The organism is Rhodoplanes sp. Z2-YC6860 (genome assembly GCF_001579845.1).
GTDB lineage: Bacteria > Pseudomonadota > Alphaproteobacteria > Rhizobiales > Xanthobacteraceae > Z2-YC6860.
In genome coordinates, this window is record NZ_CP007440.1 from 3130697 (window position 1) to 3156868 (window position 26172).

Sequence of the window (26172 nt, forward strand, 5' to 3'; positions counted from 1 at the left end):
CTGGTGCTCGATGCCTTCGATACGGTGCTCGCCAAGGGCAGCTTCAAGCTGCAGCTGGGCACAGTAACCGACAAGGGCACTGACACGCTCCTGGGCACCAGCGACGACGTGGTTTACCAGGCGATGGTGCTCACGCTGGGCGAGGGGGCTTTCACCGGGGCGACAGCAGTTCAGGTGTTCATCGGCGTGGGCGGGGTGCTGGACGACTCCAACACGCCGCAGAACTTCTCCGACGATCAGATCGATACGGCGGCGGGTCTCGGGTTCTTCGCCTCGCTGCCGAACCTGAGCCTGATCACGCTGAAGAACAACAACAAGACCCCGACCAATCGCCTCGACGACAAGAGCTACCTGGGACTGCAGCTCAGCAACTTGAGCGCGGCGCTGATCGGGATCGATGGGCTGACGCTTGGGGTGTACGGCGGCGGCGTGAAGGTCAACCAGGCCAAGGATAGCGACACCAACCCGGCCAACGATCCGGCGAAGCTGGACTGGACGACGTTCTTCAACAACGCGGCGGGGCTGATCCCTGCAGCGTCGAGCATCCCGAACGTGGGCGCTGGCGTGGATATCGAAGTGCAAGGCTCGCTGGTGCTGAATGCCTACGAGACGGTGCTGGTCAAGGGGAGCTTCAAGCTTCAGCTCGGCACAGTGACCGACAAGGGCAATGACCACACCCTGGGCACCAACGATGACAAGATCTACCAGGAGATGGTGCTCACGCTGGGCGAGGGTGCCTTTACCGGGGCGACCGCGGTCCAGGTGTTCATCGGCGTGGGCGGGGTGCTGGACGATAACAACACGCCGCTGGACTTCTCCGACGATGCGATCAACACCGATGCGGGTATCGGGTTCGTCGCTTCGCTGCAGAACCTGAGCCTGATCACGCTGAAGAACAACAACAAGACCCCGACCAATTCCGCCGACGACAAGAGCTACCTTGGGCTGGATTTCAGCAACTTGAGCGCGGCGCTGGTCGGGATCGATGGGCTGACGCTCGGGGTGTACGACGGCGGGGTGAAGGTCAATCAGGCCAAGGATGGCGACACCAACCCGGCCAACGATCCGGCGAAGCTGGACTGGACGACGTTCTTTAACAACGCGGTGGGGCTGATCCCTGCAGCGCCGAGCATCCCGAATGTGGACGCCGGCGTGGATATCGAAGTGCAAGGCTCGCTGGCGCTGGACGCGTTCGGGGTGGTGTTCGCCAAGGGCAGCTTCAGCCTGCAACTGGGCACGGTGATCGATAAGGGTGCGGACCACACGGTGGGTGGCGGTGACGACATCGCCTACCAGGCGATGGTGCTCACGCTGGGACAGAACGCCTTTGTCGGGGCGAGCGCGGTGGAGGTGTTCATCGGCGTGGGCGGGGTGCTGGACGACAACGACACGCCGCAGGACTTCTCCGACGACTCGATCAACACGGACTCGGGCATCGGGTTCTCAGCGTCGCTTGAAAGCCTGAACCTGATCACGCTGAAGAACGGCAACAAGAGCTACCTGGGGCTGGAGCTCAACGACTTTGCGGCATCACTGATTGGCGTCAACCCGGTCACGATCAACGTGTGGGACGTCTCGGTTCAGGTCAACCAGGCGAAGAACGCCGCCAGCCCGAACAACGATCCGCCTAAGCTGGACTGGAACACGTTCTTCAACAACACGGCGGGGATGACGGTCTCGCCCAGCAGCATCCCGCACGTGGCCGCATTGGTCGACATCGTCGCGACGGGGTCGATGGCGATCGACATCGACGGGTACGTCCAGGTCTCCGGAAGCTTCGGCTTCAGCAAATTGAGCGGAGTTGGCGTAACGACGGTCACTGACAAAGGTGTTTCGAGCCAGCAGACCGTCAATGTGGTGACGATCGGGCTCTCGAACGTCGACGTGTTCTTTGGCGACGGACCTTACTTCAAGGATACGACCGGCGACGGGCAGTTCGATACCGTCAACCCGGACGCGGTCGGACTGCTGCTGCAAAACGTCAACCTGGCTCTTGTACTGGCCAAGGCCGCCAACGGCCTGGGCAGCTACTACGCAGTCAGCGCTTCGGCCCAAACGATTAAGCTGCTCGGCCTCGATCTCGGGGGCTCGAGCTCCTTCGACCTCTCGGCCTCGGGCTACCGCATCGAGATCAACGGCGGAAGCAAGGGAGTCAACAACGCGGCTGCGATCGATTTCTCCAAGATGACCGGCGGCAAGCTCAGCGTGCCGGTCGGCGGGAGTAAGTTCGTCGATATTGACTTTACTTCGACCCTGCAGAGGGTCGCGATCGAGAATGCGCGGCTGACCATCGAGAACTACCTCTACGTGTCTGGCGGCCTGGCGCTCACGCGCCAGAAGGGGCTTGAGGTCAAGCTCGACGACCTCAACGCGACGCCTCTCACCGTCAACGCACTCGAGTTCGGCGCCGGCAGCGTCGACCTCTTCGCCGGCACCAGTCCCTCACCGTACTTCGCCGACACGGACGGCAACGGCACGATCGACGACGCGGACACCCACCCGACGGGCGCGACAGGTCTGGTGCTCCAGAACGTCAACTTCGGCTTCATGATCATGCGCCCGACGCTCACCCCGTCGATCAAGTACGTGGCGCTCAAAGCGACGGCGAGCTTCGCCGGGCTCGTTGGCATCGACGACTTCACCCTGTCGGCGTCGGGCATTACGGTCGAATACAACGGTGTGAAGAACCCGACCGACTCGACCGACACGACGGTCGTCGATTTCAAGACGAGCTTCCCGGATCCGGACGGTACCGGCCCCGGAGTGGCCGGCCTCCCGCTTGACCTCGGCAATGGTACGCTGAATCTCGATTTCGACAGCAAGCGCCTGCTGGTGAGCATCGCCGAGGCCGACCTGCAGATCTCGTCGTATGTGTTCGTGCATGGCTCGCTCGCGTTCGAGAAGGCCGATGACGTCTCCGTCATGGTGACGGGTGACACGCTGCCGACCAAGATGTTTGCGACGAACATCGGCGCGAGTGATCTGACGATCTTCGTCGGCGCGAACGGTCCGTACTGGACGGACCTCGACGGCAGCAACGACATCTCGTGGGCGTTCAACACCGGCTTCGGCGATGCAGCGAGCCGCACCATCACGGCGGGCTCCGTGACGATTGGAACGACGACGTATGGCGTCAATTCGGTTCTTCCCGCCGGCATAGTCGTAAAGTGGCACCTCGGCGACGATCTCCTGACGGTTGGCGGTGTCACCTACGGCGACAAGAATCACGACACCTTCGTGGATGTCGGCGAGACCGGTGAGCTCAACCCGGACGCGGTCGGTTTCACGATCGTGAAAGCAGACCTCGGAATGACGCTCCTCACGCCGCAGAACGGAGGCACGACGCGCTACACCACGCTGAAGGCGTCGTCAGATTTCGTCGGCTTCGTCGGGACCGACATCTTCCACTTCGAAGCCTCCTCGGTCGTCGTCCAGCTCAACCTTGCGACGCGGCCGGGCGTGACCGATCCGCTGCCGGTCGTGAACTTTACCCAATCCTTCCCTGGCGGCCTCAACGGGCTGTTTGCGGTGTTCGACGCGAACAACGACCACAGCATCTCGACCGCCGAGATGGATGCTGCGCTCATCGCCGGCTATACAGGCCCCGACATCAATACGGTCGATGACCTCGTCACGCTGCTCGACAAGGGCGGCGCGCCGCCTGCGAACACAAGCGACGGAATACTGCAGGTTTCGGAAGTCGTTTCACAGCTCAAGACGTCGTTCAAAAACGCCACCGCGCTCAACCAGACGCAAACGAACCTGGAGCGAATCCAGGCCGCCGATTCCAACAACGACGGCAAGTACGACTCGACCGACCCGGTCGGGTACGAAGTCAAGACGGGCGGCGAATCCATCTACCTGGATCAGACCCAGCGCCAGATCCACGCTTCTGCCGACAACGTCCAGATCAACGTATCGGACTTCGTCTACATCAACGGCAACGTCGCGATCGACCTGGGCAGCCGCGAAACGGTATCGATCCGTACCGGCATCCCCGCCGATATCGGACAGCTGGGCGCCAACCTTGTCACGGGCCTGAACAGCGACCTGCACACCTTGGCGGGGGAACTCGAAACCCTGAAGCAGACCGTGGTGGAGAAAATCCAGGGCGCGATCGCCCAGATTCAAACGGAGATATTGGGCAACATCAATTCGATCGTCGATTTGATCGTCGCCCAGCTGCACGAGCAGATCGATGCCGCGATCAGCAACGTCACAGGTGCGCTCGCCAGCCAGGTCCAGGACCTGACTGCTGGCCTTGCCGAGACAATCGGAGGGCAGCTCGACGGCCTGTTCTCGCCAATTACCTCACGTATCCCGGCCCCGCTGGACAGCCTCGTCAAGCTGCTGCTCAAGCCGGTCAAGGACGAGATCATCGGCTCGATCCAGGACTCGCTCGAGGAGGCGCTGACCGGGGGCCTCGACCGCGTCGCGAGCTCGGTCTCCACGGTCATCGGAGAGGGCCTCGACAGCGCAGCTCAGGACATCAAGGCGCAGATCGCGGCCGTCATCCAGCCGCAGATCAACCGGATCACATCGAAGCTCAACCAGCTGTTCCAGCAGGTTTCGGACAAGATCACGCCGGTCTTCAACCGCGTGGAAGGCTTCCTGAAGATCGATATCGGCGATGCCTTCGCCACCATCGACAACGTCCAAGTCGACGTAACGGCGATCGGCTTCAGCAATGCAACGGCATTCGTCGGCGTGGGCGGTCCGTACTGGAGCGACCTCGACGGCGATCACAAAGTGTCCTGGGCGTTCAACACGGGCACAGGCGATACTGCCAGCCGCAAGATCACGGCCGGCTCCGTGACGATCGACGGGACGACCTACGTCGTCGGCGATGTCCTGCCTGCCAACGTCGTGGTTACGCTCAAGAAAACCGACGGCGTGCTGACCTTCGGTAACGCGGCCGCGGGCACGCAAGTGAGCTACGGCGATAAGAATGGCGACGGCATCGTCGATGCCGGCGAGACCGGCGAGTTGGCCACTGGCGCGATCGGGCTGTTCATCAACAACCTGAACATGGCGCTCGGCATCTTCCGGCCCGTGGTCGCCAAGCAGCTGCCGACCTTCACGGCGCTGAAGCTGACCGCCGACAGCGCAGGGTTCGTCGGCGGCGACACAGGCACCTTCGATCTGACCGCGAAAGGCATCACGGTCGAGCTGAACCTCGGCGGGCCGATCGTGCAGGGGGCGGGGCCGCTCGTCGGCAATGCCACGATCGACTTCCCGGCGAGCTTCCAGGCGAAAACGAACCCAGTCACTCCGGCCGGATACCCGGTCGCGACAGGAACCACGACCCAGCCGATCTATCTCGACTTCGTGGGCGAGAAGATCCTCGCACGCGTCGAATGGGTCGAGCTCACCATCTCCCAATTCGTGCATATCGCCGGCAGCTTCTCGTTCGAGAAAGGCGCGATCCAGACCGTCAATGTGACCGGCGGCCTGCTGACTGGCGCGGCGAGCGACTTCCTGGACGCTCTCCCGAACGAGATTCCCACAAACCTCATCCCGGCGACCGGCGCGCCTACGACCGACTTGCAATTCCTGACGATCGGCGCGTCGGACGTACACGCGTTCATCGGCCTGAACGGCCCGTACTGGACGGATCTCGACGGCAGCGAAGACGTTTCGTGGGCGTTCAAGACTGGCACAGACACAGCCAGCCGCACCATTACGGCCGGCTCCGTGACGATTGGCGGGATAACGTATGATGCCAGCAACCCGCTTCTTCCCGCCAACACGGTCGTAAGGTGGCTCCCCAACACCCCGTTCATCACGGTTGGCGGCGTCACCTACGGCGACAAGAATGGCAACCATGTTGCGGATGTCGGTGAGACCGGCGAGCTCAACGGCAGCGCAACAGGCCTCGTGATCGACGATTTCGATTTCGGCATGGCCATCATGCGGCCGACCAACCCGCTCGATTTCGTCAAGTACTTCGCGCTCAAGGCGACAGCGAACGCAGTCAGGCTGGTGGGCGTCGAGGATGTCACCGTCAACGCCGAAAACCTCGAGGTCGAGATCAACCAATCCACCCCGGGCATCTATGGCGTGCCGCTGTTCCCGGTCGTCGATTTTGCCACCACGTATCCGAGCGAGCAGCAGGCGCTGTTCGACGTGTTCGCGGGCGCCGACCACGTCATCTCGACCGCCGAGATGAGCGCTGCGCTCGCCACCGGCTACACGGGTCCCGACCTGACTACGGCAGACGAGCTCGTGGCGCTGCTCCATGTCGGCGGCGCGCCGCCGGGCACCCTGACCGTCAAGGATGTCATTGGTCAGCTCGCGACTAGCTTCGCGACCGATGCCAAACTGGCCCTGATCCAGTCCGCCGACCTCGACAACGACGGCAAGTTCGATCCGGCGGGCTACGAAGTGGATACCGGCGGCACGCCGGTCTACCTGGACATGGATTCAGCGCTGATCCGTGCCCAGGGCTTCCTCCAGCTCAGTATCCTCGACAACATTTTCATCACGGGCAGCGTTGCGTTCGAGCTCGGGCCGACGCACCCGGTGACGCTCACTAACGGCGATCACAAGACGGTCACGACGATGACGATCGGCGCCGCCGACGTCACCGCGTTCATCGGCGCGAACGGCCCGTACTGGACCGACACCAACGGCGACCACCAAGTGCAGCCCGGAGAGCTGAACCAGAATTCGGTCGGCTTCGCCATCACCGACCTCGACGTCGGCATCGCGCTGATGGTGTCGACCAATCCCAAAGATCTTGGCGTCTATCTCGCCGGCAAGCTCAGTGTGCACGACTTCGGGCTGGTCGGCGTCACCAACCTGACGGCGACCGGCACCTTCGACGTCGAGCTGAACGTGGGCATCGGGGCGTCGGGCCTCGACCTGAACGTCAATCCCATCGATTTCGACACCAGCTTCGATGAGGTGCAGGCGCTATTCAACGTCATCGACACGAGCGGCAACCACGTCATCTCGACCGCCGAGATGAACGCTGCGCTCACCGCGGGCTACACCGGCGGCGACGTGACCACGGTGCAGCAACTGCTGCTGGTCCTGGGCGGGCCGTCTCTCGCCTCAGTGCTCGGCCAGCTCTCCGCATCCTTCAAGACGTCCGATCTGAGCGCCATCAAGGCTGCCGACGCGGACGGCGACGGCAGGCTCAACATCAGTGAGCTGCAAACGCTGTTCAACCTCATCGACACGAGCGGCGACAGCAAACTCGAGGCGTCCGAGCTCAACGCTGCTCTTCCCGCAGGCTACAGCGGTGCCACTCTGGATACGGTGCAGGACCTGCTGTCGGCCCTGTATCTCGGCGCCGCGCCGCCGGCCAGCGCGCTATCTCTCGCCTCGGTGCTGGGCAAGCTCTCCACGTCCTTCAAGACCGCCCATCTGAGCGCCATCCAGGCGGCCGACTTCAACGTCGACGGCAAGCTCGACTTTGGCTTCAACGTCAATACCGGTAATCCCGCTGCCCCCGTCGTACTCGACTTCAACGATTTCCTGGTCAGCATTCACCTCGGCGGCGTGATCGAGCTCAAAGACGTATTCCGCATGACCGGGTTGTTCCTGTTCGATGCGGACACATCCGGTCTGAAAGCCTTCGTCGCTGCGGGCCTCGAGATCGGCCCCGACATCGGCAGCAGCAACCAGATCCTCGCCATGAACGCCCTCGGGGCGTTGGTGATCACCCACGCCGGCGTTGCGGCCGACATCGAAGTTTCGGTTTCCATCGGCGGCGCGTTGAGCGACGTTCTCCAGCTGAATGCGAAGGCGCGGCTCCTGCTCAACACCACGGGCCAGGATCTGACGATCACCATCCCCAAAAACTATGTCGACTTCCTGGTTGGCAACAGCTCGATCCCCGATTCGCCGGATTTGGATGCCACGCTGATCAGCAGTCTGACAACTGAGCTCAGCAACCGGCTTACCTTAAACGCGGACGGCTCAGCGACCTTTACAATCAGCGGCACGGCGCCTGACGCAACGACGCCCGGGTTCTACCTGGTCGTCACCTTCCATGCCGATCTGACCATCGTCCGCACTTTCGTGATCGAGGCCGACTTCCGGCTCGAGATCACTGACCAGAAATTCGATCTTGGATTCGATGGAAAGTTGAAGCTTGGCGGTTTTGGCAGCTTCGACGTGTCAGGCGGCGCCGTCATAGATTCCAACGGGTTTGCCGCCTACGGCTCGCTCACGGTTGATATCAATCTCCTGAGTCTTGTCCACATCACCGGCTCGGCGGAGCTGAAGATCAATACGGCGACAAGCGGCGACCCTGTCACGGTCAACGGTCACGATATTGCGAAGAACACCTACCTGGTCTCCATCCAGTCCTCCGTAACCCTGTTCGGCATCGTCAAAGGATCGGGGGACCTCGAGGTCGGCGTGGATAACGGCGTGTTCGTGATCAACGTGAAAGACCTCTCGGTCGACTTGTTCATCCTCAACGTCGGTATCTCGGGCTACATCCGCAGCGATGGCCAGTTCAATCTGACCGGAAGCCTTTCGCTACCCAGTTCGCTGAGGAGTGACGATTTCGGGATCACCGGCAGTCTCTCCGTTACGATCAGCAATTCCGGTTTCAAGGCTCATGGCGACGTCGGCCTCATCGTTTTCGGACAAAGCTTCAATGTCGCTTCCGCCGATTTGAGTGTTACCTTCGATTCGTCCGATCCTTCCAATTCTTCGGTCTCGATCAGGGCGGAAGGACCGCTCGGCGTCTATGTCCAGGTCACGATTGACAAGAGCGGCTTTAGTATCACTGGCGGGCTGGGTTTCCTTGACAACCTGATCGATGCCGTCAAGGACGCCGTCAACGCGGCTGTCACTGCCGTGGGCGATGCCGTCGTTACGGCTGCGAACGCCGTAGCCGGCGCCTTCACCGATCTGGGCAACGCGATTCTGGATCTCGGGAACACCATCGGCGATGCGATCGCCGGCTTTGTTGGGGATGTCGGGGACTTCCTCAGCGGTATTGCCGACTCGATTGCGCAGGCCTTCAGCAGCAGCAGGACCATCGCAATAACCTTCCCGCCGACGGCGAAGTATTCCTATTCGACCGCGTTGTCCGATTCAGATCACACCCTGACCATCGATATGAGCGGTGGCGACAACACGGGGTTGTTTGCGGATTCGCCGCTTTCATTGGCCGTCGTCAATGGCCAGTTGGTCGTGGACGGGCCGGATGCTTCCGAGACGCTCCTGGTGGCAGAGCGGCAGCACCAGACGAGAAGCTGGGACTGGGGCGGGGCCCACTGGGGCAGCTGGCACAACGACGGCGATCCGTATGGATTCGTCTACGCAAACATCAAGTATTCGAACATGAAGGCTTTCGACAACATAACGAAGGTCATCATCCTCGGAACGAGCGGGAACGACACCATCATTTTCGATACGGCCAGCATCACCCAAGATGCGGTGGTCTACGGCTATGCCGGCAACGACACCATCATAACGGGCAACGGAAATGACTACGTCGATGGCGGCGACGGCAACGACATCATCTACACCTACGGAGGCAACGATGTTGTTTACGGAGGCAACGGCAACGACACCATCGTCAGCGGAACCGGAAACGACACGGTTTACGGCGGAGATGGAAACGACGTTATCGATGAAAGCCAGAACAGGGGCAACAATCCGAAGGCTCTGATTAACGAGACCAACACCCTGAACGGTGGCGCCGGCAATGACGTCATCCTCGGTTCTCCGGGCAAAGACACCATCGACGGCGGGACTGGCAACGATACCATCACCGGCCTCGCCAATGACGACACCTATGTGTTCGAGAACGGCTACGGCAAGGATGTGTTTGCCGACTTCTCCGGCAAGGCGTACCTGGATTTCAGTGCCGTAACGGACAACCTCGTCATCGGGATATCGGATGGCCAGCCTGGCGACGGGCTTGAGGTTGACGAAGGCACAGGAAATTCGTTCTCGATCCAAGGTTTCATCTTCATTCAGCAGCAAACGAACTACAGCGATTTCCAGATCGCTCAGCTGAAGACCGGGACGGGCAACGACCATCTGACGGCGACCGCGCTGCCGCTGTACGCGCTGAATATCGTCGATGCCGGCGGCCACGACACCTACGACTTCGATCTCGACCAGGCGGACGTCGCTCAGAGTGTTGCCAGGGTCGACATCGTCGACAACGGCGGCAGTCCGGACCTGGTCAATCTGGATGTCGATTCGACGGATTTGACGGACCCCGCCCATCCGACGCACTTCGATATCTACCTCCATCCGCAGGAGGTGCTGCTGAACCATCTGGACCTGACGTTCAACACCGGCGTCGAGCAGCTGCACCTGACCGATCGCGCGGCAGCGACCGCCATCACGACCAAGCCTGGCAGCGGCTTCAGCACGCTTCTGATCAAGACCGGCGTCACCATTACTCAAGCCAGCGGCGGCGATATCGAACTGGACGCGAGGGGCGACTTCACCCAGCAGGCCGGCTCGCTCATCGAGACGACTGAAAACGTCGTGATCTACAGCGATGTCGATGATGTCGCCCCGCCGGGCGCCGTGATCACGCTGTTTGGCCCGATCAACGCGAACCACGTGACGGTCTACGGCACCGACGACAACGACACTGTGAACGTCGGCAGAGTTACCAGCCCAACGGATGTGTATGCCGGTGCCGGAGACGACACGATCAATGTCGGGACGCCTGCCCCGGGCACGGTGGATGGAATCAACGGCAACCTCAATGTTCACGGAGAGGATGGTTCCGACACCCTCAACATCGACGACACCGGCGACGGCAGCGCCAACACCGGAACCCTGACGGCGACGACGATCGCGGGTCTCGATATGACCGGCATCATCACCTACGACTCCTTCGTGGCCGTGAACGTCGGCCTGGGCACGGCAGACGACGACTTCACGATCGAAAGCACGCACGCCGGCACGACCGTCGTGAACGGCAACAACGGCAACGACGTCTTCAACATCCAGACGATCAGCGGGCCGACGACCGTCAACGGCGGCAACGGCTCCGACACGTTCAATGTCGGCAGCAAGGCACCGGCGACGGGTGGCGTCGTCGACGGGATCGCCGCATCGCTGACGCTCAACGGCAACGCCCCGACGACCGGCAGCGATTGGCTCAATGTGGATGAAACCGGCGACACGAAGGACAACACCGGCACGCTGACCTCGACCCAGATCACCGGCCTCGGCATGGCGGTCGGCATCACCTACGGCACCATCGAGCACGTGGTGATCTCCCTCGGCAGCGGCAACGACCAATTCACCATCGAGGCCACGCACGACGTCGCGACCCCGACTTCCGAGGATGTCACCCTCAACGCCGGCCCGGGCGCGGATACGGTCGACATCAACGACGCGACCATGACCGGGGCGCTGGTCGTCAATGGCGAGGCTGGCGATGACACGATCAATATGAACGGGGCCGGGGCGAGCGGCGGGTCGACTCTCAACGGGAATGACGGCGACGACATCATCAACCTGAATGCGGTGATCGGCCCGGTGACCGTGAATGGCGGCAATGACGCCGACACGGTGAACGTCAACGACGTGACCGACGTGCTGGTGGTCAATGGCGGGGCGGGCGGCGACACGATCAACGTCAACGCCACCCGTGCCGGCAGCAAGTCGACGCTCAATGGCGATGCCGGCGACGACGTATTCAACGTGCGCGCCATGAACGGTCCCGTCGACGTGAACGGCGGTGCCGATAACGACACAATCAACGTGGCGGACAAGGCCCCGTTGTTGCCAGCCGGCCCGCGGACCACGCCGACCGGCACGATCGATGACATCAACGCGCTGCTCAACGTGGACGGCGGCGGCGGGACGTTGGATGCCCTGAACATCGACGACTCGGCCGCGGCGACGAACGACAAGAGCGGTACGCTGACCGACGACACGCTGAGCGGCCTCGAGCTCGAGGTCCCAATCCACTATCTAGGCCTCGAGAAGCTGAGCATCTGGCTCGGGTCTGGGGCCAACACGTTCACGATCAACAGCACGCACGCCGGCGAGACCACCGTCTACACGGCGAAGGGCAACGACACCGTCTACATCAACGGTGCGAGCGGACTTCTGACCGTGAACGGCGAGGAGGGCGACGACACGTTCGACGTGCGTGCGACGGGCCTCGGCAGCGAGGTGCACCTGAACGGCCAGGAGGGCAGCGATACTTTCAACCTGAGCGACCTGTCGCCGGCGCTGCCCGCGGCGTACCCGGCGACGCTGCCGCCGCCCGCAGCCACGACGTCCGGCAAGATCGACTCCATCAACGGTCTAGTGGTGATCGACGGCGGCCTCGGGGCCGGGGACGACGATGTCATCAACATCGACGACTCGGCGAATACGGCCAACAAGGCCGGCACGCTGACATCGAGCACGCTGCGCGGGCTCGATATGGAAGGCGGCGTGGACTACGCCAATGCCGAAGAGTTCAACCTGTGGCTCGGTACGGGCACCGACGGGTTGTACATCGATAGCACGCACGCTGGGACGACCAACGTGTTCATGGGCGACGGCAACGCGACCGTGAACCAGCGCGACGACACGGTCGCGATCAGGAGCATCGGCGGCACCACCACGATCCATGGCCAGGGCGGCAACGACTTCTTCTACGTGAACGTCCAGCCCACCGCCGCGAACGACAACGACCCTGGCTTCTTCGCGCAGCTCAAGCTCGCCGCCGCCGCCACAGCTAATGACAACCTGTTCAATGCGCTGTTCCAGCGCACCAATGCGAACGGGATCGGCGGGGTCCTCAACCTGCACGGCGAGGGCGGCAGCGATCAGTACACGGTGGACCTTGCCGGCGAAGGCGATGCGCTGATCAACGTGCTCGACAACGGCGCGCCGAACGACGGCGTCGACACGCTGATCGTCAACGGCGCGGATAAGGTGATCGGCCTCGCCAACAACCCGAACGACACGTTCCTGCTGCGGCGCGATCTCGTGGCGCTCGTCAATACCTTCGTTCAGGGAACCGGATTCACGCACGTCGAGCGCGTGAACTACGACGAGAACATCAACGCGCGGCTGATCGTCAACGGCCTCGGCGGGGACGACACGTTCGTGGTCGACGACAACAGCGCCATTACCACGCTGGATGGCGGGGACGGCAACGACACCTTCCAGATCGGTCAGGTGTTTGGCTTGCCGCGCACGACCGCGGCCGGTCTCGATGCCGCGGACACGTTCGATACGACGCCGGTGATCATCGGCCTGATCCGCGACCCGGTGACGAACGCGGTCCTGTTCGACCCGACGTCGTTCGACCCGATCAACGGCGTGCTGTCGCAAACGACGATCGATGCGATCAACGCCGCGATCGCCCACCAGGCGGCGCTTGGGCTGGCACTCAACGGCATCGCGTACGTCAGCCAGGGTGTCACGTATGCGACAACCGTGTTCGGTGGCGCGGGTGCAGACACGTTCAATGTGTACCACAACAAGGGCACGCTGCGGCTCGAGGGCGAGGAGGGCAACGATGTGTTCACGGTCCGAGCGTTCGTGACGCTCGACCTGTCGAAGCAGGGGAATACCGAAGTCAACGGCGGCGACGGTGCCGATACCATCAACTACGCGGTCAATGCGCCGGTCAGCCTCGACGGCGGCCCGGGCTTCGACAAGGTCGTCGTACTCGGCACGCCGTTCAACGACAACTTCGTGGTCACCAGCCAAGGGATCTTCGGCGGCGGCCTGAATGTGGCATTCGACAATATCGAGAGCGCGGAACTCGATACGCTCGAAGGCAATGACACGATCTACGTTCTTGGGACCAACCCGAACATCATCACGACGGTGATCGGCGGGCTGGGAAGCGACACGATCCAGGTCATGGGCGACGTGACCAAGCCGATCGCCAGCGGCGGGCAGGGCAGCTCGGGCGAGATCACGCAAGGACTCTCGAGCGGCGACCCGAACTACAATAATGTCGGCGCCGACGGCGTGGCCGTCAGCGTGCTTTCGCCCGCCGCCGACAGCCTTGTCAAGATCGAACCCTCCGGCGCTCCGTTAACCGCGGCCGAAGGCGGTGACGCGACATTCTACTTCATCAGCCTGGTCTCGCCGGATGCCAGTGCGCTGGCGAGCAAACCTGTGTACCTCACAGTCTCCGCGGGAGTGGCGAGCAGCGCGGACCGCGCGAACGGCGGCGCGGGCGTGCTCGTGTCGACCGACGGCACGACGTTCACGAATGCCGTCGTCCTGACGTTCGATGGCGCAACCGCGACGAAACAATTCAAGATCTGGGTCAAGGCAATCGACGATACCGCCGCTGAAGGCCCTCGGGTCGCGCTGATCAGCCACAGCATCGTCACCAATAATCCGACGTACAAAGGCCTTGCGCTGGCCGATATCTTCGTCAACGTCGTCGACAACGATCAGCCCGGCTTGGATATCCGGAACCTCGTCGCGGATACCTTGGCGCCGGATACGTCGACACAGATTCTCGAGGGTGCGTCCGGCTTCAGCGACGTCTACTCGGTTGCGCTGACCGCCGCGCCGGTCGTGGGTGAAATCGTCACCGTGACCCTGTCAGCCGACGACAAGCGGGTCACGGCCAAGTCGAAGGACACGAATCTTTCGCAACTGACGTTCACGGCCGACAACTGGAATAAGCCGCAGTACGTGGTCGTGAGTGCGAGCGACGACAGCGTTGTCGAGGGTACCGTGCTCTCGACGATCACGCACCAGATTACCAGCACGGGGGGTAAGTACTCTGCGTTCCCGAGCGCCGGCTCTCCGAAACTGACCGTGACGGTCTACGACGACGAAACGCCGGGCCTCATCGTGCAGGAGACCGACGGCTCAACGACGGTCGTCGAGAACGGCGCGAACGACTCTTACAGCGTGCGGTTGACGAGCCAACCGAGCAGCGATGTGACGCTGACGATGCGCGCCGACCAGCAGACATTCCTCTCCGGCGCTGGTGTCCAGATCGTCGATCAGTCGGGCACGAAGCCGTACTTCGAATACTCGTTCACGTTCACGGCGGCCAATTGGAACAAGTGGCAGGTCATCAACGTCAGCGCGAACACGGCGTTCGTCGGCACCAATAGCGGGCTCAAGGCCTTCCCGCCGCAGGTTCAGAACCTCGACCAGATTCGCGGCCCGCTGATCATCGAAGGCGGCGTCGGCTCCAACGTGGATCGGTCGCTCAGTCCGCCCGTGCTACTGCCGAACGAGATCGATTCGCCCAGCCTTCAGGTCGGCGGCAACGTGGCGAGCGAGTCGAATGACATCGACACGTTGAACGTCTTCAACACGGACACCACCGGTGCCGACGTCGGCCGGCTGTACTACCGCACGACCGACGCCGCCGGTCATTCGATCGTCAACGGCGGCCTCGCGCTGACCGGCTTTAAGATGGGCGGCGACCTCGTTGCGAACCAAGGCACTGCCGCAGCTCCGGATTTGCTCTACTTTGGTGGCGGCATCACCTACAACGGCCTCGAAGTCGTCGACATTCTGCTCGGCAAGGGCAACGACACGCTGACGATCGACGATACGGGCGATCGCGACGAGAAGGCGGGTGTCTCTCCCGACCCGGCGACAATCACTGCGGTCCACGGCGGCGGCGGCGACGACACGATCATCGCAAACAACCGGGGCCACGGCCCGCTGGTGATCTACGGCGATACGTCGGACGACGGCGTCAGCTACAGCAACGACCAGCCGGCCGCATCGGACAGCGGCACGAAATTCAACAACCCAGGCAACGACACGATCGATGCGTCCGCGATGCCCGCATACAACGACGGCTTCGTTGGCGTGGTGATTTACGGCGGCCCTGGCAATGACACCATCTACGGCAGCCAGGGCAACGACCAGCTCGCAGGTGGCTCCGGGGACGACACGATCCACGCGGGGGCAGGCAATGACAACGTCTACGGAGATGCGGCGTTCAATGTGAACCTCCAGCTCTTCGCGCAGGACCAGATCGCGCGGTTCAACGCCAACGACCCGGCCCAATTCGCCGAGATCAATGCGATGTTCACGGTGGCAACGACACCGGCACCGGGAGCTGACCATCTGTATGGCGACGACGGGGCGGATATCATCCTCGGCGACCAGGGCATCATCACTCAGACGAGCGGCACGCGGCGGATCGAGACGACAGGTGCGATCGCGCGCATCGAGACCACGCGCGAGGATGTCGGCGGCGCCGACACGATTCAGGGCAACGCCGGAAACGACATCATTCTTGGCGGTGCGGCGGGCGACACGATCGATGCGGGCGAAGGCAACAACATCGTCTTCGGCGATCACGGCTATATCGATTACGTCGGTACCGACAGCGATCCCTCGGACATCGACGCGATCGTCAGCACGTCGACGACTGCTTACGGTGGTGCCGACCAGATCACGGCCGGCGCAGGGCAGGACATCATCATCGGCGGTCGTTTCGGCGACACGATCAACGCGGGCGACGGCGACAACCTGGTGATCGGCGATAGTGGCCGCATCCTGGCCGCGACGTCTGGCGCCCCGCAACTCGCCGGCCTGCCGATTACACTCGGCACCGTGGAAACGATTGAGGTCTCGGACGGCGGCAACGACTCGATCGTTACCGGCGCCGGGAACGACATCGTGCTCGGTGGCGCGCAATCGGACGACATCCGCGCCGGTGCCGGAAACGACATCGTGCTCGGAGACAACGGGCAGCTCAGCTGGATCGCGGACGGCAATCCATCCACGCTCGATACGGTGACGACGACAGCGGACGCCGTCGGCGGATCGGACACGATCCGTGGCGAGGCGGGCGACGATGTCTTGATTGGCGGCGCCGCAGGTGACCGAATCGACGGCGGCCTTGGGCGCGACCTGATCTTCGGCGACAATGTCCGGCTCGATCGCACGATCGCCGACGGCAAGGCCTATGCGATGTACAGGAGGTTGACCGGCGCCGAGGGTGGGCAGATCTACAGCACGCTCCCGGGCACTGCCGGCAACGTGCTCGTGAGTTCCGCTGCCAGCGCCATCTCTGGCGGGCCGGTCTGGCAGGACTTCAGCATCGCGCTCCTCGACCACGACCTCGCGACGCAGACCGCGGGAGGCAACACCTTCGGCGACGATTACATCGCCGGCGGTGGCGGCGACGACATGATCTTCGGCGAACTCGGCAACGACATCATCCAGGGCGACGGCAGCATCGACCTGACGGTCAGTGCCAAGCGCCTCGCGGATGGCACGCTGTCGGTGCAGCCTTCGGTGGAGGCGACGACCGACGGCAACGACTACATCGAGGGCAACGGCGGCAACGATGTGATCTTCGGCAACCTGGGCCAGGACGACATCATCGGCGGCAGCTCGAATCTGTTCAACTTGAAGACCCCCGCGATGCGGCCGGACGGCTCCGACCTCATCTTCGGTGGCGCCGGCACCGACATCGCGCGAGATGACGTGGGTGACGGGAGCCATGGCCGCGACGCGGACATGATCCTCGGCGACAACGGCAACATTTACCGCATCGTTGGAACTGCGGGCTTCAACTACGACAATAGCTACGGCGAGCAGATCGTCGTGCGCGCAGCGCAGCTGATTGACTACACGCCGGGCGGCCCGGACTACAACGCGGCAGCTGCGGCGAAGGACATCGGCGCTGCCGATGAAATCCACGGTGAATCCGGCGACGACTTCATCTACGGGGGGGTCGGCAACGATGTGCTCTTCGGAGAAGGCCAGGACGACCAGATCATCGGCGGCTGGGGCAACGATTGGATCTCCGGCGGCACCGGTGACGATGCTATCCTGGGCGACGACGGGCGCATCTTCGTCAGCCGCAACAGTGCGACGCTCGGCGAACCGCTCTACGGCATCGCCCCGATCCCGGCGGGTCAGCTCAACGCGATCATCGAGAACTCGAACGGCAACGACTTCGCGATCACGAACGTCGATGGTGCACTCAAGTACACGGTCGACCTGACGCCTTACAGCGTCGATCCGACCAACGCGGCCCCGTCGACAACGATGCCGCGCGCGCTCTACGCCAATGACATCATCTATGGCGGTTTGGGCGACGACAGCCTGCATGGCGGTGCTGGCGATGACGCGATCTCGGGTGGCGAGGCGCTGCCAGTCTCCTACGTCACCAATTACAACCAAGCTGGCGTCCAGATTGGTGGTCTTATCCGGAGCGACTATGCGCACCCGGTCAATCCGGGCAACGTGCTCGGGTACAACCCGACCACGACCAAGTTCGCGCTCTATGACGCGAACGATCCGCTGCGCAAGATCCTCTTGAACCAGGACGGGACGCTGTCGAAGACAGGATCGGGCGTCGAGTGGGCGCTCAACTTCGACGAGAACGACGGCCCGCTCGACACGCACTGGATCACCGGTACGTCGTATGCGGCGGTGCCGACCGATGGCGACGATGTGATCTTCGGCGATCTCGGCAACGACTGGATGGTCGGCGGCACGGGCCGCGACACGATGTGGGGAGGCTGGGGCGACGATCTGGCCAACGCCGACGACAAGTTGTCGACCTTCACAGGGCCGGACACCAACCCGTCGTGGGAAGACCTCGTGTACGGTGGCGCCGGACGCGACGTGCTGATCGGCAACACGGGCGGCGATCGCCTGATCGACTGGAACGGCGAATTCAACAGCTACTGGCTGCCCTACAACCCGTACGGCCTGCCCGCGGTGTCCCGCGGCATGGCGCCGGCGCTGGAGGCGTTCCTGCTCGCGCTGTCGAAGAGCCAAGGCGCCGATCCCACGCTGGCGGCGCAGTACGGTGGCAGCGCGGCGCGCAATGGTGAACCGTTCGGCGAGACGGGCATGACGCGTCAAGGCGACGCTGCCCAGGGCGATCAGAACGGCGGGCCACGCGATCCGCAAGGTCCCGTTGCCAAGGCGAAGCAGGACGTGAAAGTGTCGGCTGGCGTGCAGCCGCTGTGGGAGACGGCGGACGAGTCGGCGGCCGCTGACAGCGCTGCATCAACAGGCTCGATCAGCAATTCGACGTTGGCTCCGTTCGTCGAAGAGGCCAAGCTGCTCTGGACCGAAACGTTGGGAGCTGGCGATGCAAGGCTGCGCTCGTTGGATAGCGTCAACGTCCAGGTCGGCAACCTGCCTGACGACAGGCTCGGGCTGACCCTCGGCTCCAACGTCTACATCGACAGCAATGCCGCGGGGCACGGGTGGCAGACGACCGACCTGCTGTCCGTCGTCATGCATGAACTCGGACACGTACTCGGATTCGACCATGACGACGCCAGCGTGTTTCCGGTGATGAACGGAACGCTCGATGTGGGCGCGCACGATCAACCGAGAACCACCGAAAGCACCGCCGCGTCATCGAGCCCCACTGGTTTCTTCGCCGGCGCGGACACTGCACAGCGGGTCATTGGTCTGCAGTCGAGCGGTGTCTCCGTCGTAATGCCGGCTGCGGGTACGTTCCTCGACGGGCTCGACTTCTCCGCGAGTTGGATGGCCATCCGCGTTATTTCTCTGCTCGGTTACACGATGGGCACTGACGTGACCGACCCGACGGCGATCCTGCCGGCAGCCATCGATGACAAGGATGGCGCCGACGGGATCCATGGCGATGCGGGCGATGGATGGGTCCACCGCATGGCCGCGCGCGACATTCTCGCCAGCGAGGGCAGGGACGATGGCGGCGGCAACGACTGGATCGTCAGTGGCACGAGCAAGGATCACGCCCACCAAGGCTGGCGCGACGACCTCATCGACATGGACGACGATCAACTCATGACGAGCGGTCTCTATGACCAGCCGGGCACGGACGCGTTGTACAACAACGCCACCGATGGTGGCGCGGGTCGTGACGTCCTTGCAGCCAACATCGGTGGCGACCGCCCGATTGATTGGACGAAAGAGTTCAGCTCGTCCATCGTGCCGTTTGGCGCCGCCACAATCGGCCGCGCCCGGGATCACGGAACACCGACTTAAGTTCTTTAGACGGCCGATGGCGCCGCCCACACACCCGTGGCCGATGCACGCCGGCGCGGAAACTCGCCGTCGTGATCCAGCGGAACTTTCGCCGGGGGAAGGCCGTGACCCGGCCATCGGGGATCGGCCGATCTTGGTGACGGCCATTGGCGGCGTGTTAGCCCCAACTCGCAATGGTTAATGTCCTCCTTGGCGGTAACCTTTGCTGAAGTTCCCCATTGCGTTCGGTTCATTACACTCGTTAAGGTCGTACAATTCTTTGTAGCGAAGTGAGGTTGGAGTGCAGCCCTCAGTAGCCCCTGCGTCCCGTGAATCCGGGCAGGCGGCACCCGGCGGCATCGCACCTGAAGTCCTCGCGCGTCTTTCGGCGGCCAACGATCCCGCCGTGTTCGCGGCGGCTTGGCTTGATGCCGTTGCTTCACTCACCGATGGAATGCAGCAAGGCCTTGTCGTGCTCGCCGCGATGCGCGGCGGCCGCAACGAGCCCGTGGCCGCCTGGCCGTCGAATGTCGTTCCGGACCCGGGACTTCTGGCTGCGGTCGACGGCGCCGTGCGCGGCGGGCGGATGGTCGTGCAGACTGTTGAGGCACGGCGGAATGCGGCCGAAACAGCACCACTTCTTGCGATTGGATATCCCGTCACCGTGGCCGGGCGGGTTCGCGGCGCCGCCGGCCTGCTGCTGGCGTCCGATGCCGAGAACCCTCAGGTGGTTATCGACCGCATCGCCTGGGGTTGCGGTTGGATCGAAGCTTTGTTGCGCCGCCGCACCGTGTCGCTCGGCGACCGCATCGGCACCGTGGTGGAACTCCTCGCCACCGGCTTGCACCACAACCGCTTCCAGGAGGCGGCAACGGCGGTCGCGACGGAACTCGCCGGCGTCTTCGGCTGCGAACGTGTGAGCATCGGGTTCCGAAACAAGAACCACGTCAAGCTTTCCGCACTCTCCAACAGCGCCGCTTTTGGCAAGAGGGCAAACCTCGTTCGCGCGCTCGAACTGGCGATGGATGAGTCGATCGATCAGCAGACGATCATCGTGATCCCGGCGGTTGAAGGTCAGGAACTTGTCGTGCGGGCGCATCAGGCGCTGTCGCGCGAACATGGTCAGAACACGATCTGCACGGTTCCGCTGACCGAGAACAATCGCGTACTGGGTGCAATCACGCTGGAGCGCCCCACAGACAAGCCGTTCGATCCTCCGAGCATCCAGCTCTGCGAACATATCGGGGTCCTGCTCGGGCCGGTCTTGGAACTGAAACGCAAGGAAGACCGCTGGATTGGGCGGAAGGTGCTGGACAGCGTCACAACCTTCGTCCGGAACCTGGTCGGACCGCGCCACGTCGCACTGAAACTGGGAGCGATCACGGCTGTCGCCGTCGCAGCCTTCCTTCTGTTCGCAAGGGGCGATTACCGGGTCACCGCGGACGGCAGTCTCGAGGGCACGATCCAGCGGGCACTTGCGGCCCCTGTCGCCGGATATCTGTCGGATGCGCAGTCACGCGCCGGCGACCTGGTGAAGGCGGGTCAGGTCATGGCCACGCTCGATGATCGCGACCTTCGGCTCGAGCGGCTGAAGTGGGCTACGCAGCGGGCCAAACAACAGCGCGAGTACAGTGAAGCGCTTGCCAAGCAGGAACTTGCCAAGGCGCAGGTGCTGCGCACCCAGATCGAACAGGCTGACGCCCAGCTTACGCTTCTGGACGAGCAGATCTCCCGCTTGAAGATCACAGCTCCCTTCGATGGCGTCATCGTGTCCGGAGATCTCAGCCAGCAGCTTGGCGCGCCGGTTGAACGCGGCAACGTCCTGTTTGAAGTTGCGCCGCTCAAGGCGTACCGGATCGTGCTCAAAGTCGATGAGCGCGACATTGTCGGGATTACGCTAGGTCTTTCGGGCGAGTTGGTGTTGAGCTCGATGCCGGATCGCGGTGTTCCCTTCCTGATCGAGAAAATTACGCCCATATCGACAGCCCAGGAGGGGCGTAATTTTTATCGCGTCGAGGCGCGCCCAACCGGGGACGATACCGAGGCGCTTCGTCCCGGCATGCAGGGCGTGGCCAAGATCGTCGTTGATCGGCGCCGTCTCGCATGGATCTGGTCGCACAAGGTGGTTCATTGGCTGCGGATGTTCCTCTGGTCCTGGTGGCCATAAGGTCGCGCGATGGCCGGAACGTTGTTTTCCCCGTCTTGGTACCGCGTGGCAGGATTGAAGCCGCGTTTAAGAGCCCATGTGCAGATTCACAGGCACAGTTACCGTGATGCGATCTGGTTTGTTCTGCAGGATCATTCGTCAGGCCGCTCGCACCGGCTGACTCCCGCGGCCTATGCTTTCATAGGCTTGATGGACGGAACACGGACCGTCCAGAATATCTGGGATCTCTGCAACGAGCGCAGCGGCAAGGACTCGCCGACACAGGACGATGTCGTCAGGCTTCTCGGGCAGCTTCACGCCGCAGATGCGCTGATTTGCGACGTTCCACCGGACACGCGCGAGCTCTTTCGCCGCTTTCAGCGCCAGCGACGGCAGACGTGGCGTCAGCGGTTGTGGACCCCGCTCGCGATCCGAATTCCGCTCTTCGATCCCGATGCTTTTCTGGAGCGCACGGCGTTCCTGGTGCGTCCGCTGTTCGGCTGGCTCGGAGCCTTGATCTGGCTTTGTGCGGTTGCGGCGGGTCTGGTGTTGGCGGGACTCAACTGGCCGGCCTTGACTGAGGATGTCGTCGACCGTGTCTTGGCGCCTCAGAACCTTGTGCTGCTCTGGTTTGTCTATCCGCTCGTCAAGGCCGTTCATGAACTCGGGCATGCCTATGCGACCAAGATCTATGGCGGTGAGGTGCACGAGATCGGGGTGATGTTTCTCGTCTTCGTGCCCGTACCGTATGTCGATGCGTCAGCGGCATCGAGCTTTCCGGATAAGCGGCAACGCATGGTTGTTGGAGCGATCGGCATCGGGGTCGAGATGCTGCTTGCGGCCGTGGCGCTTTTCGTCTTTGCGCATGCCACGGCGGGACTCGTTCATGCCGTTGCCTACAACGTCATCCTGATCGGCGGTGTCTCAACGGTCCTGTTCAACGGCAATCCGCTGTTGCGCTTCGACGGCTACTACGTGTTCTCGGATGCTCTCGAATTGCCGAATCTGGGCCAGCGCGCAAATCGCTATTTAGGCTATCTCATTGAGCGCTATCTTTACGGTTCACGCGAGGCGAGCTTTCCGGAGACGGACCGACGCGCGCGCGCTTGGTTCTTGTTCTATGGCATCGCGTCCTTCGTCTATCGCCTGTTTATTTCTGTCGCGATCATCATCTCGCTGGGGTCGCGTTTTTTCATCATCGGCGTGCTCCTTCTGATATGGGCGGGCGCAAGCCAATTGATTATTCCGGTGGGCAAGTCGTTGTACTTTCTGTCGTCGAATCCTCGGTTGCAACGCAACCGGCCTCGCGCCGTTGCGGTCACCGCAGTGGCCGTTGGTCTGGTCCTCCTGTTCTTTTTCGTGATGCCGTTTCCGCTGCGCACTGTGGCGGAGGGCATCACGTGGCCTTCGGAGCGCTCGCAAGTCCGGGCTGGAACTGACGGTTTTGTGGAACGGCTTCTTGCCGCCAACGGCTCTCAGGTTGAGGCCGGACAGCCGCTCATCAAGACGTATGACCCATTTCTCGACGCTCGCGTGGAGGTGCTGCAGGCCCAGCTTCGCGGATTGCGTCGCCAATACACAGCGATGCGCATGACCGATCAGGCCGAGGCGGCGGTGCTGCTTGAGGAGATCAAAGGCGTATCGTCCGATCTGGATCGTGCCCTCGAGCGCCAGCGAGAACTTGTCATGCGCAGTCCACGCGCGGGCGTGTTCGTGGTTCCGGTCGAGCAGGACATGCCCGAACGCTTCATCAAGAAGGGCCAACTGGTCGGCTTCGTGATCGACGCCAGCGATCGCCTGACCGCCCGCACAATGGTCGACCAGAACGATATCGCTCTCGTACGCGCGCGAACGCGCGGCGTCGACGTCATTCCTGTCCAATGGAATGGAAGGTCGGCCCCGGCAACCATTATCCGCGAAGTGCCAGAGGGCCTGAAAGCGCTGCCGACTCCGGCTCTGGGTACGATGGGCGGCGGCAGCATCGCCATCGATCCACGAGACAGCAAAGGCGTCACTGCGCTCGATCGCTACTTCGAATACGAGATCGCACTTCCCGCCATTGACGACCGTGCCTTCATCGGCCAGCGGGTCAAGGTTCGCTTCGATCACGGGACCGAGCCGATTGGCTTCCAGGTGTTCCGCTTGATCCGCCAAGTCTTCCTGAGGCTGTTCGATGTCTGAAGCGGCGTTGCTCCGGCCAGGCATTACCGCGGGCTCCTATCCCGAGCGGGAAGAGGAGCGGGAGAGCTGGCTGGACCGCACCGCCAGCGCCATGTGCGGTGCGCTTTTCCAGCACCTTGGTGGCAACAATCTCGATCAAAATTTTCTGCGTCACGTTGAGCAGGCGTCAGAAGGTCTCGAATTGCTCCCACCGCAGGATCTCAATGAAGTAGTGATCTTGCTGCGTCAGGAGTTGCACCGCAATGGTTTGCGGCCGGATCTGGTGGCCAGAGCCTTCGCGGTCATTCGCGAATTGTCGAGCCGCAAGCTCGGGATGCGCCATTTTGACGTCCAGTTGCTCGGCGGCTGGGCGATGATGCGGGGCAAAATCGCCGAGATGGAGACGGGCGAAGGGAAAACACTCACGGCAACGCTACCCGCAGCTACGGCCGCGCTGGCCGGCATTCCGGTGCACATCATCACGGTCAACGACTTCCTGGCTGCGCGCGACGCGAGCTGGATGAAACCGCTCTATGATGCGCTGGGGCTCAGCGTCGGCACGATCCTGGAGGGAATGAGTCCGCCTGAGCGGCGCCACGCTTATGGCTGCTCGATCACGTATTGCACGAACAAGCAGGTGGTTTTCGACTACTTGAAGGACCGCCTTTTGCTGCAGCAGGAAAGCCGCGCCCTCCACCTCAAGCTCGAGGCGTTGCACCGGGAGGATCCGCGCTCCAACCGGCTTGTGATGCGCGGCCTCTGTTTCGCGATTGTCGACGAGGCCGATAGCGTGCTCGTCGACGAGGCTCGCACACCGCTGATCATCTCGGGAAAGCAAGGTGCAGGTGACCAGGAGCGGCTCTACCGCCAGGCACTGGATGCTGCTCGACGAATGCAGACAGGGCGCGACTACCTTGTACGTGAACACGAGCGCCGCATCGACTTGACCGATCTCGGTCGTGCACACGCAAAGCGCCTCACCGATCGATACGGAGGAGTTTGGAACGCCCCGGGCCATCGTGAAGACATCATGCGTCAGGCATTGGGGGCTTTGTATCTGTACACGCGTGACAAACACTACATTGTCGAAGAGGAGCGCGTCCGCATCGTCGATGAGTATACCGGCCGAGTCATGGCCGATCGTTCCTGGGAGCGCGGTCTGCACCAGATGGTCGAGGCCAAGGAGGGACTACAGATCTCCAGCCGGCAGGAGACGCTTGCGCGCATCAGCTACCAGCGCTTTTTCAGACGGTATCTAAAGCTGGCAGGCATGACGGGCACCGCTCAAGAAGTCGCGGGTGAATTGTGGGCGGTCTACAGACTGGACACGGTCCGCATTCCGACCAACCGCCCGCAGCGGCGCAAGATACACAGCGACCTCGTCTATCAAACGTCCCGGGCGAAGTGGGGTGCCATCGTAGATCGAGTGGCGCAACTTCATTCGACCGGCCGACCTGTCCTGGTCGGCACCCGGTCGGTGGCTGACAGCGAGCATATTTCCGGGCTGCTCGAAAAAGCAGGACTCAAGCATAGCGTGCTTAACGCACGCCAGAACCGCGCCGAGGCTGAGATCGTGGCCCAGGCTGGGCAGCCCGGCAGAGTCACGGTGGCGACCAACATGGCCGGGCGCGGAACCGACATCAAACTTGCTCCGGGAGTCGCGGAAGCCGGCGGGCTGTTTGTTATTGCATCCGAGCGACATGAGGCGGGCCGGATTGATCGTCAGCTCTTTGGCCGCAGCGGCCGCCAGGGCGACCCCGGTGAGGGGCAGGCGATCGTGAGCCTCCATGACGAACTCGTGCGCAGTGTATTTGGCTGGCTTCTCGACAGACTGTTGGCGCGTAACGCGCATTTGCCCGACTGGCTGGTGCGAACGATATTCGGTTGGGCTCAGCGAATCACCGAACACCGCCACGGCGGAATCCGCAAGCGCCTGCTACGCAGCGACGACAGCCTTCAAGATCTGCTGGCGTTCAGTGGGCGTGGTGAATAGG

Annotated in this window: 4 protein-coding genes; all 4 read left to right on the forward strand. The window is 62.6% G+C overall.

Going from position 1 to position 26172, the window contains the following annotated elements; genetic code table 11:
* The first annotated feature begins 3 nt into the window (after positions 1 to 3).
* The 4 genes from RHPLAN_RS14545 (at position 4) to RHPLAN_RS14560 (ending at position 26171) form a co-directional block, all read left to right on the forward strand.
* Positions 4 to 19893 carry a hypothetical protein gene (locus RHPLAN_RS14545; RefSeq protein ID WP_157100266.1) on the forward strand — a complete coding sequence of 6630 codons (19890 nt, stop codon included), beginning with the start codon at positions 4 to 6 and terminating at the stop codon, positions 19891 to 19893.
* Between the two features lie 280 nt (positions 19894 to 20173).
* A complete protein-coding gene (locus RHPLAN_RS14550; RefSeq protein WP_157100267.1) occupies positions 20174 to 22039 on the forward strand; it encodes a GAF domain-containing protein in 1866 nt (621 codons plus the stop codon).
* A gap of 9 nt (positions 22040 to 22048) precedes the next feature.
* Entirely contained in the window at positions 22049 to 24199 is a 2151-nt protein-coding gene (locus RHPLAN_RS14555) for a PqqD family peptide modification chaperone (protein WP_157100268.1), read from the forward strand.
* Positions 24192 to 26171, forward strand: coding sequence for a preprotein translocase subunit SecA (locus tag RHPLAN_RS14560; protein ID WP_068019136.1), 1980 nt, complete (start codon positions 24192 to 24194; stop codon positions 26169 to 26171). The genes RHPLAN_RS14555 and RHPLAN_RS14560 overlap by 8 nt, the downstream gene beginning before the upstream one ends.
* The last annotated feature ends 1 nt before the right edge of the window (position 26172 follow it).

What these genes read in the sequence shown, in the direction of transcription:
- RHPLAN_RS14560 (WP_068019136.1), top strand. Translation starts at nt 24,192, where the DNA reads ATGTCTGAAGCGGCGTTGCTCCGGCCAGGCATTACCGCGGGCTCCTAT.
- RHPLAN_RS14555 (WP_157100268.1), top strand. Translation starts at nt 22,049, where the DNA reads ATGGCCGGAACGTTGTTTTCCCCGTCTTGGTACCGCGTGGCAGGATTG.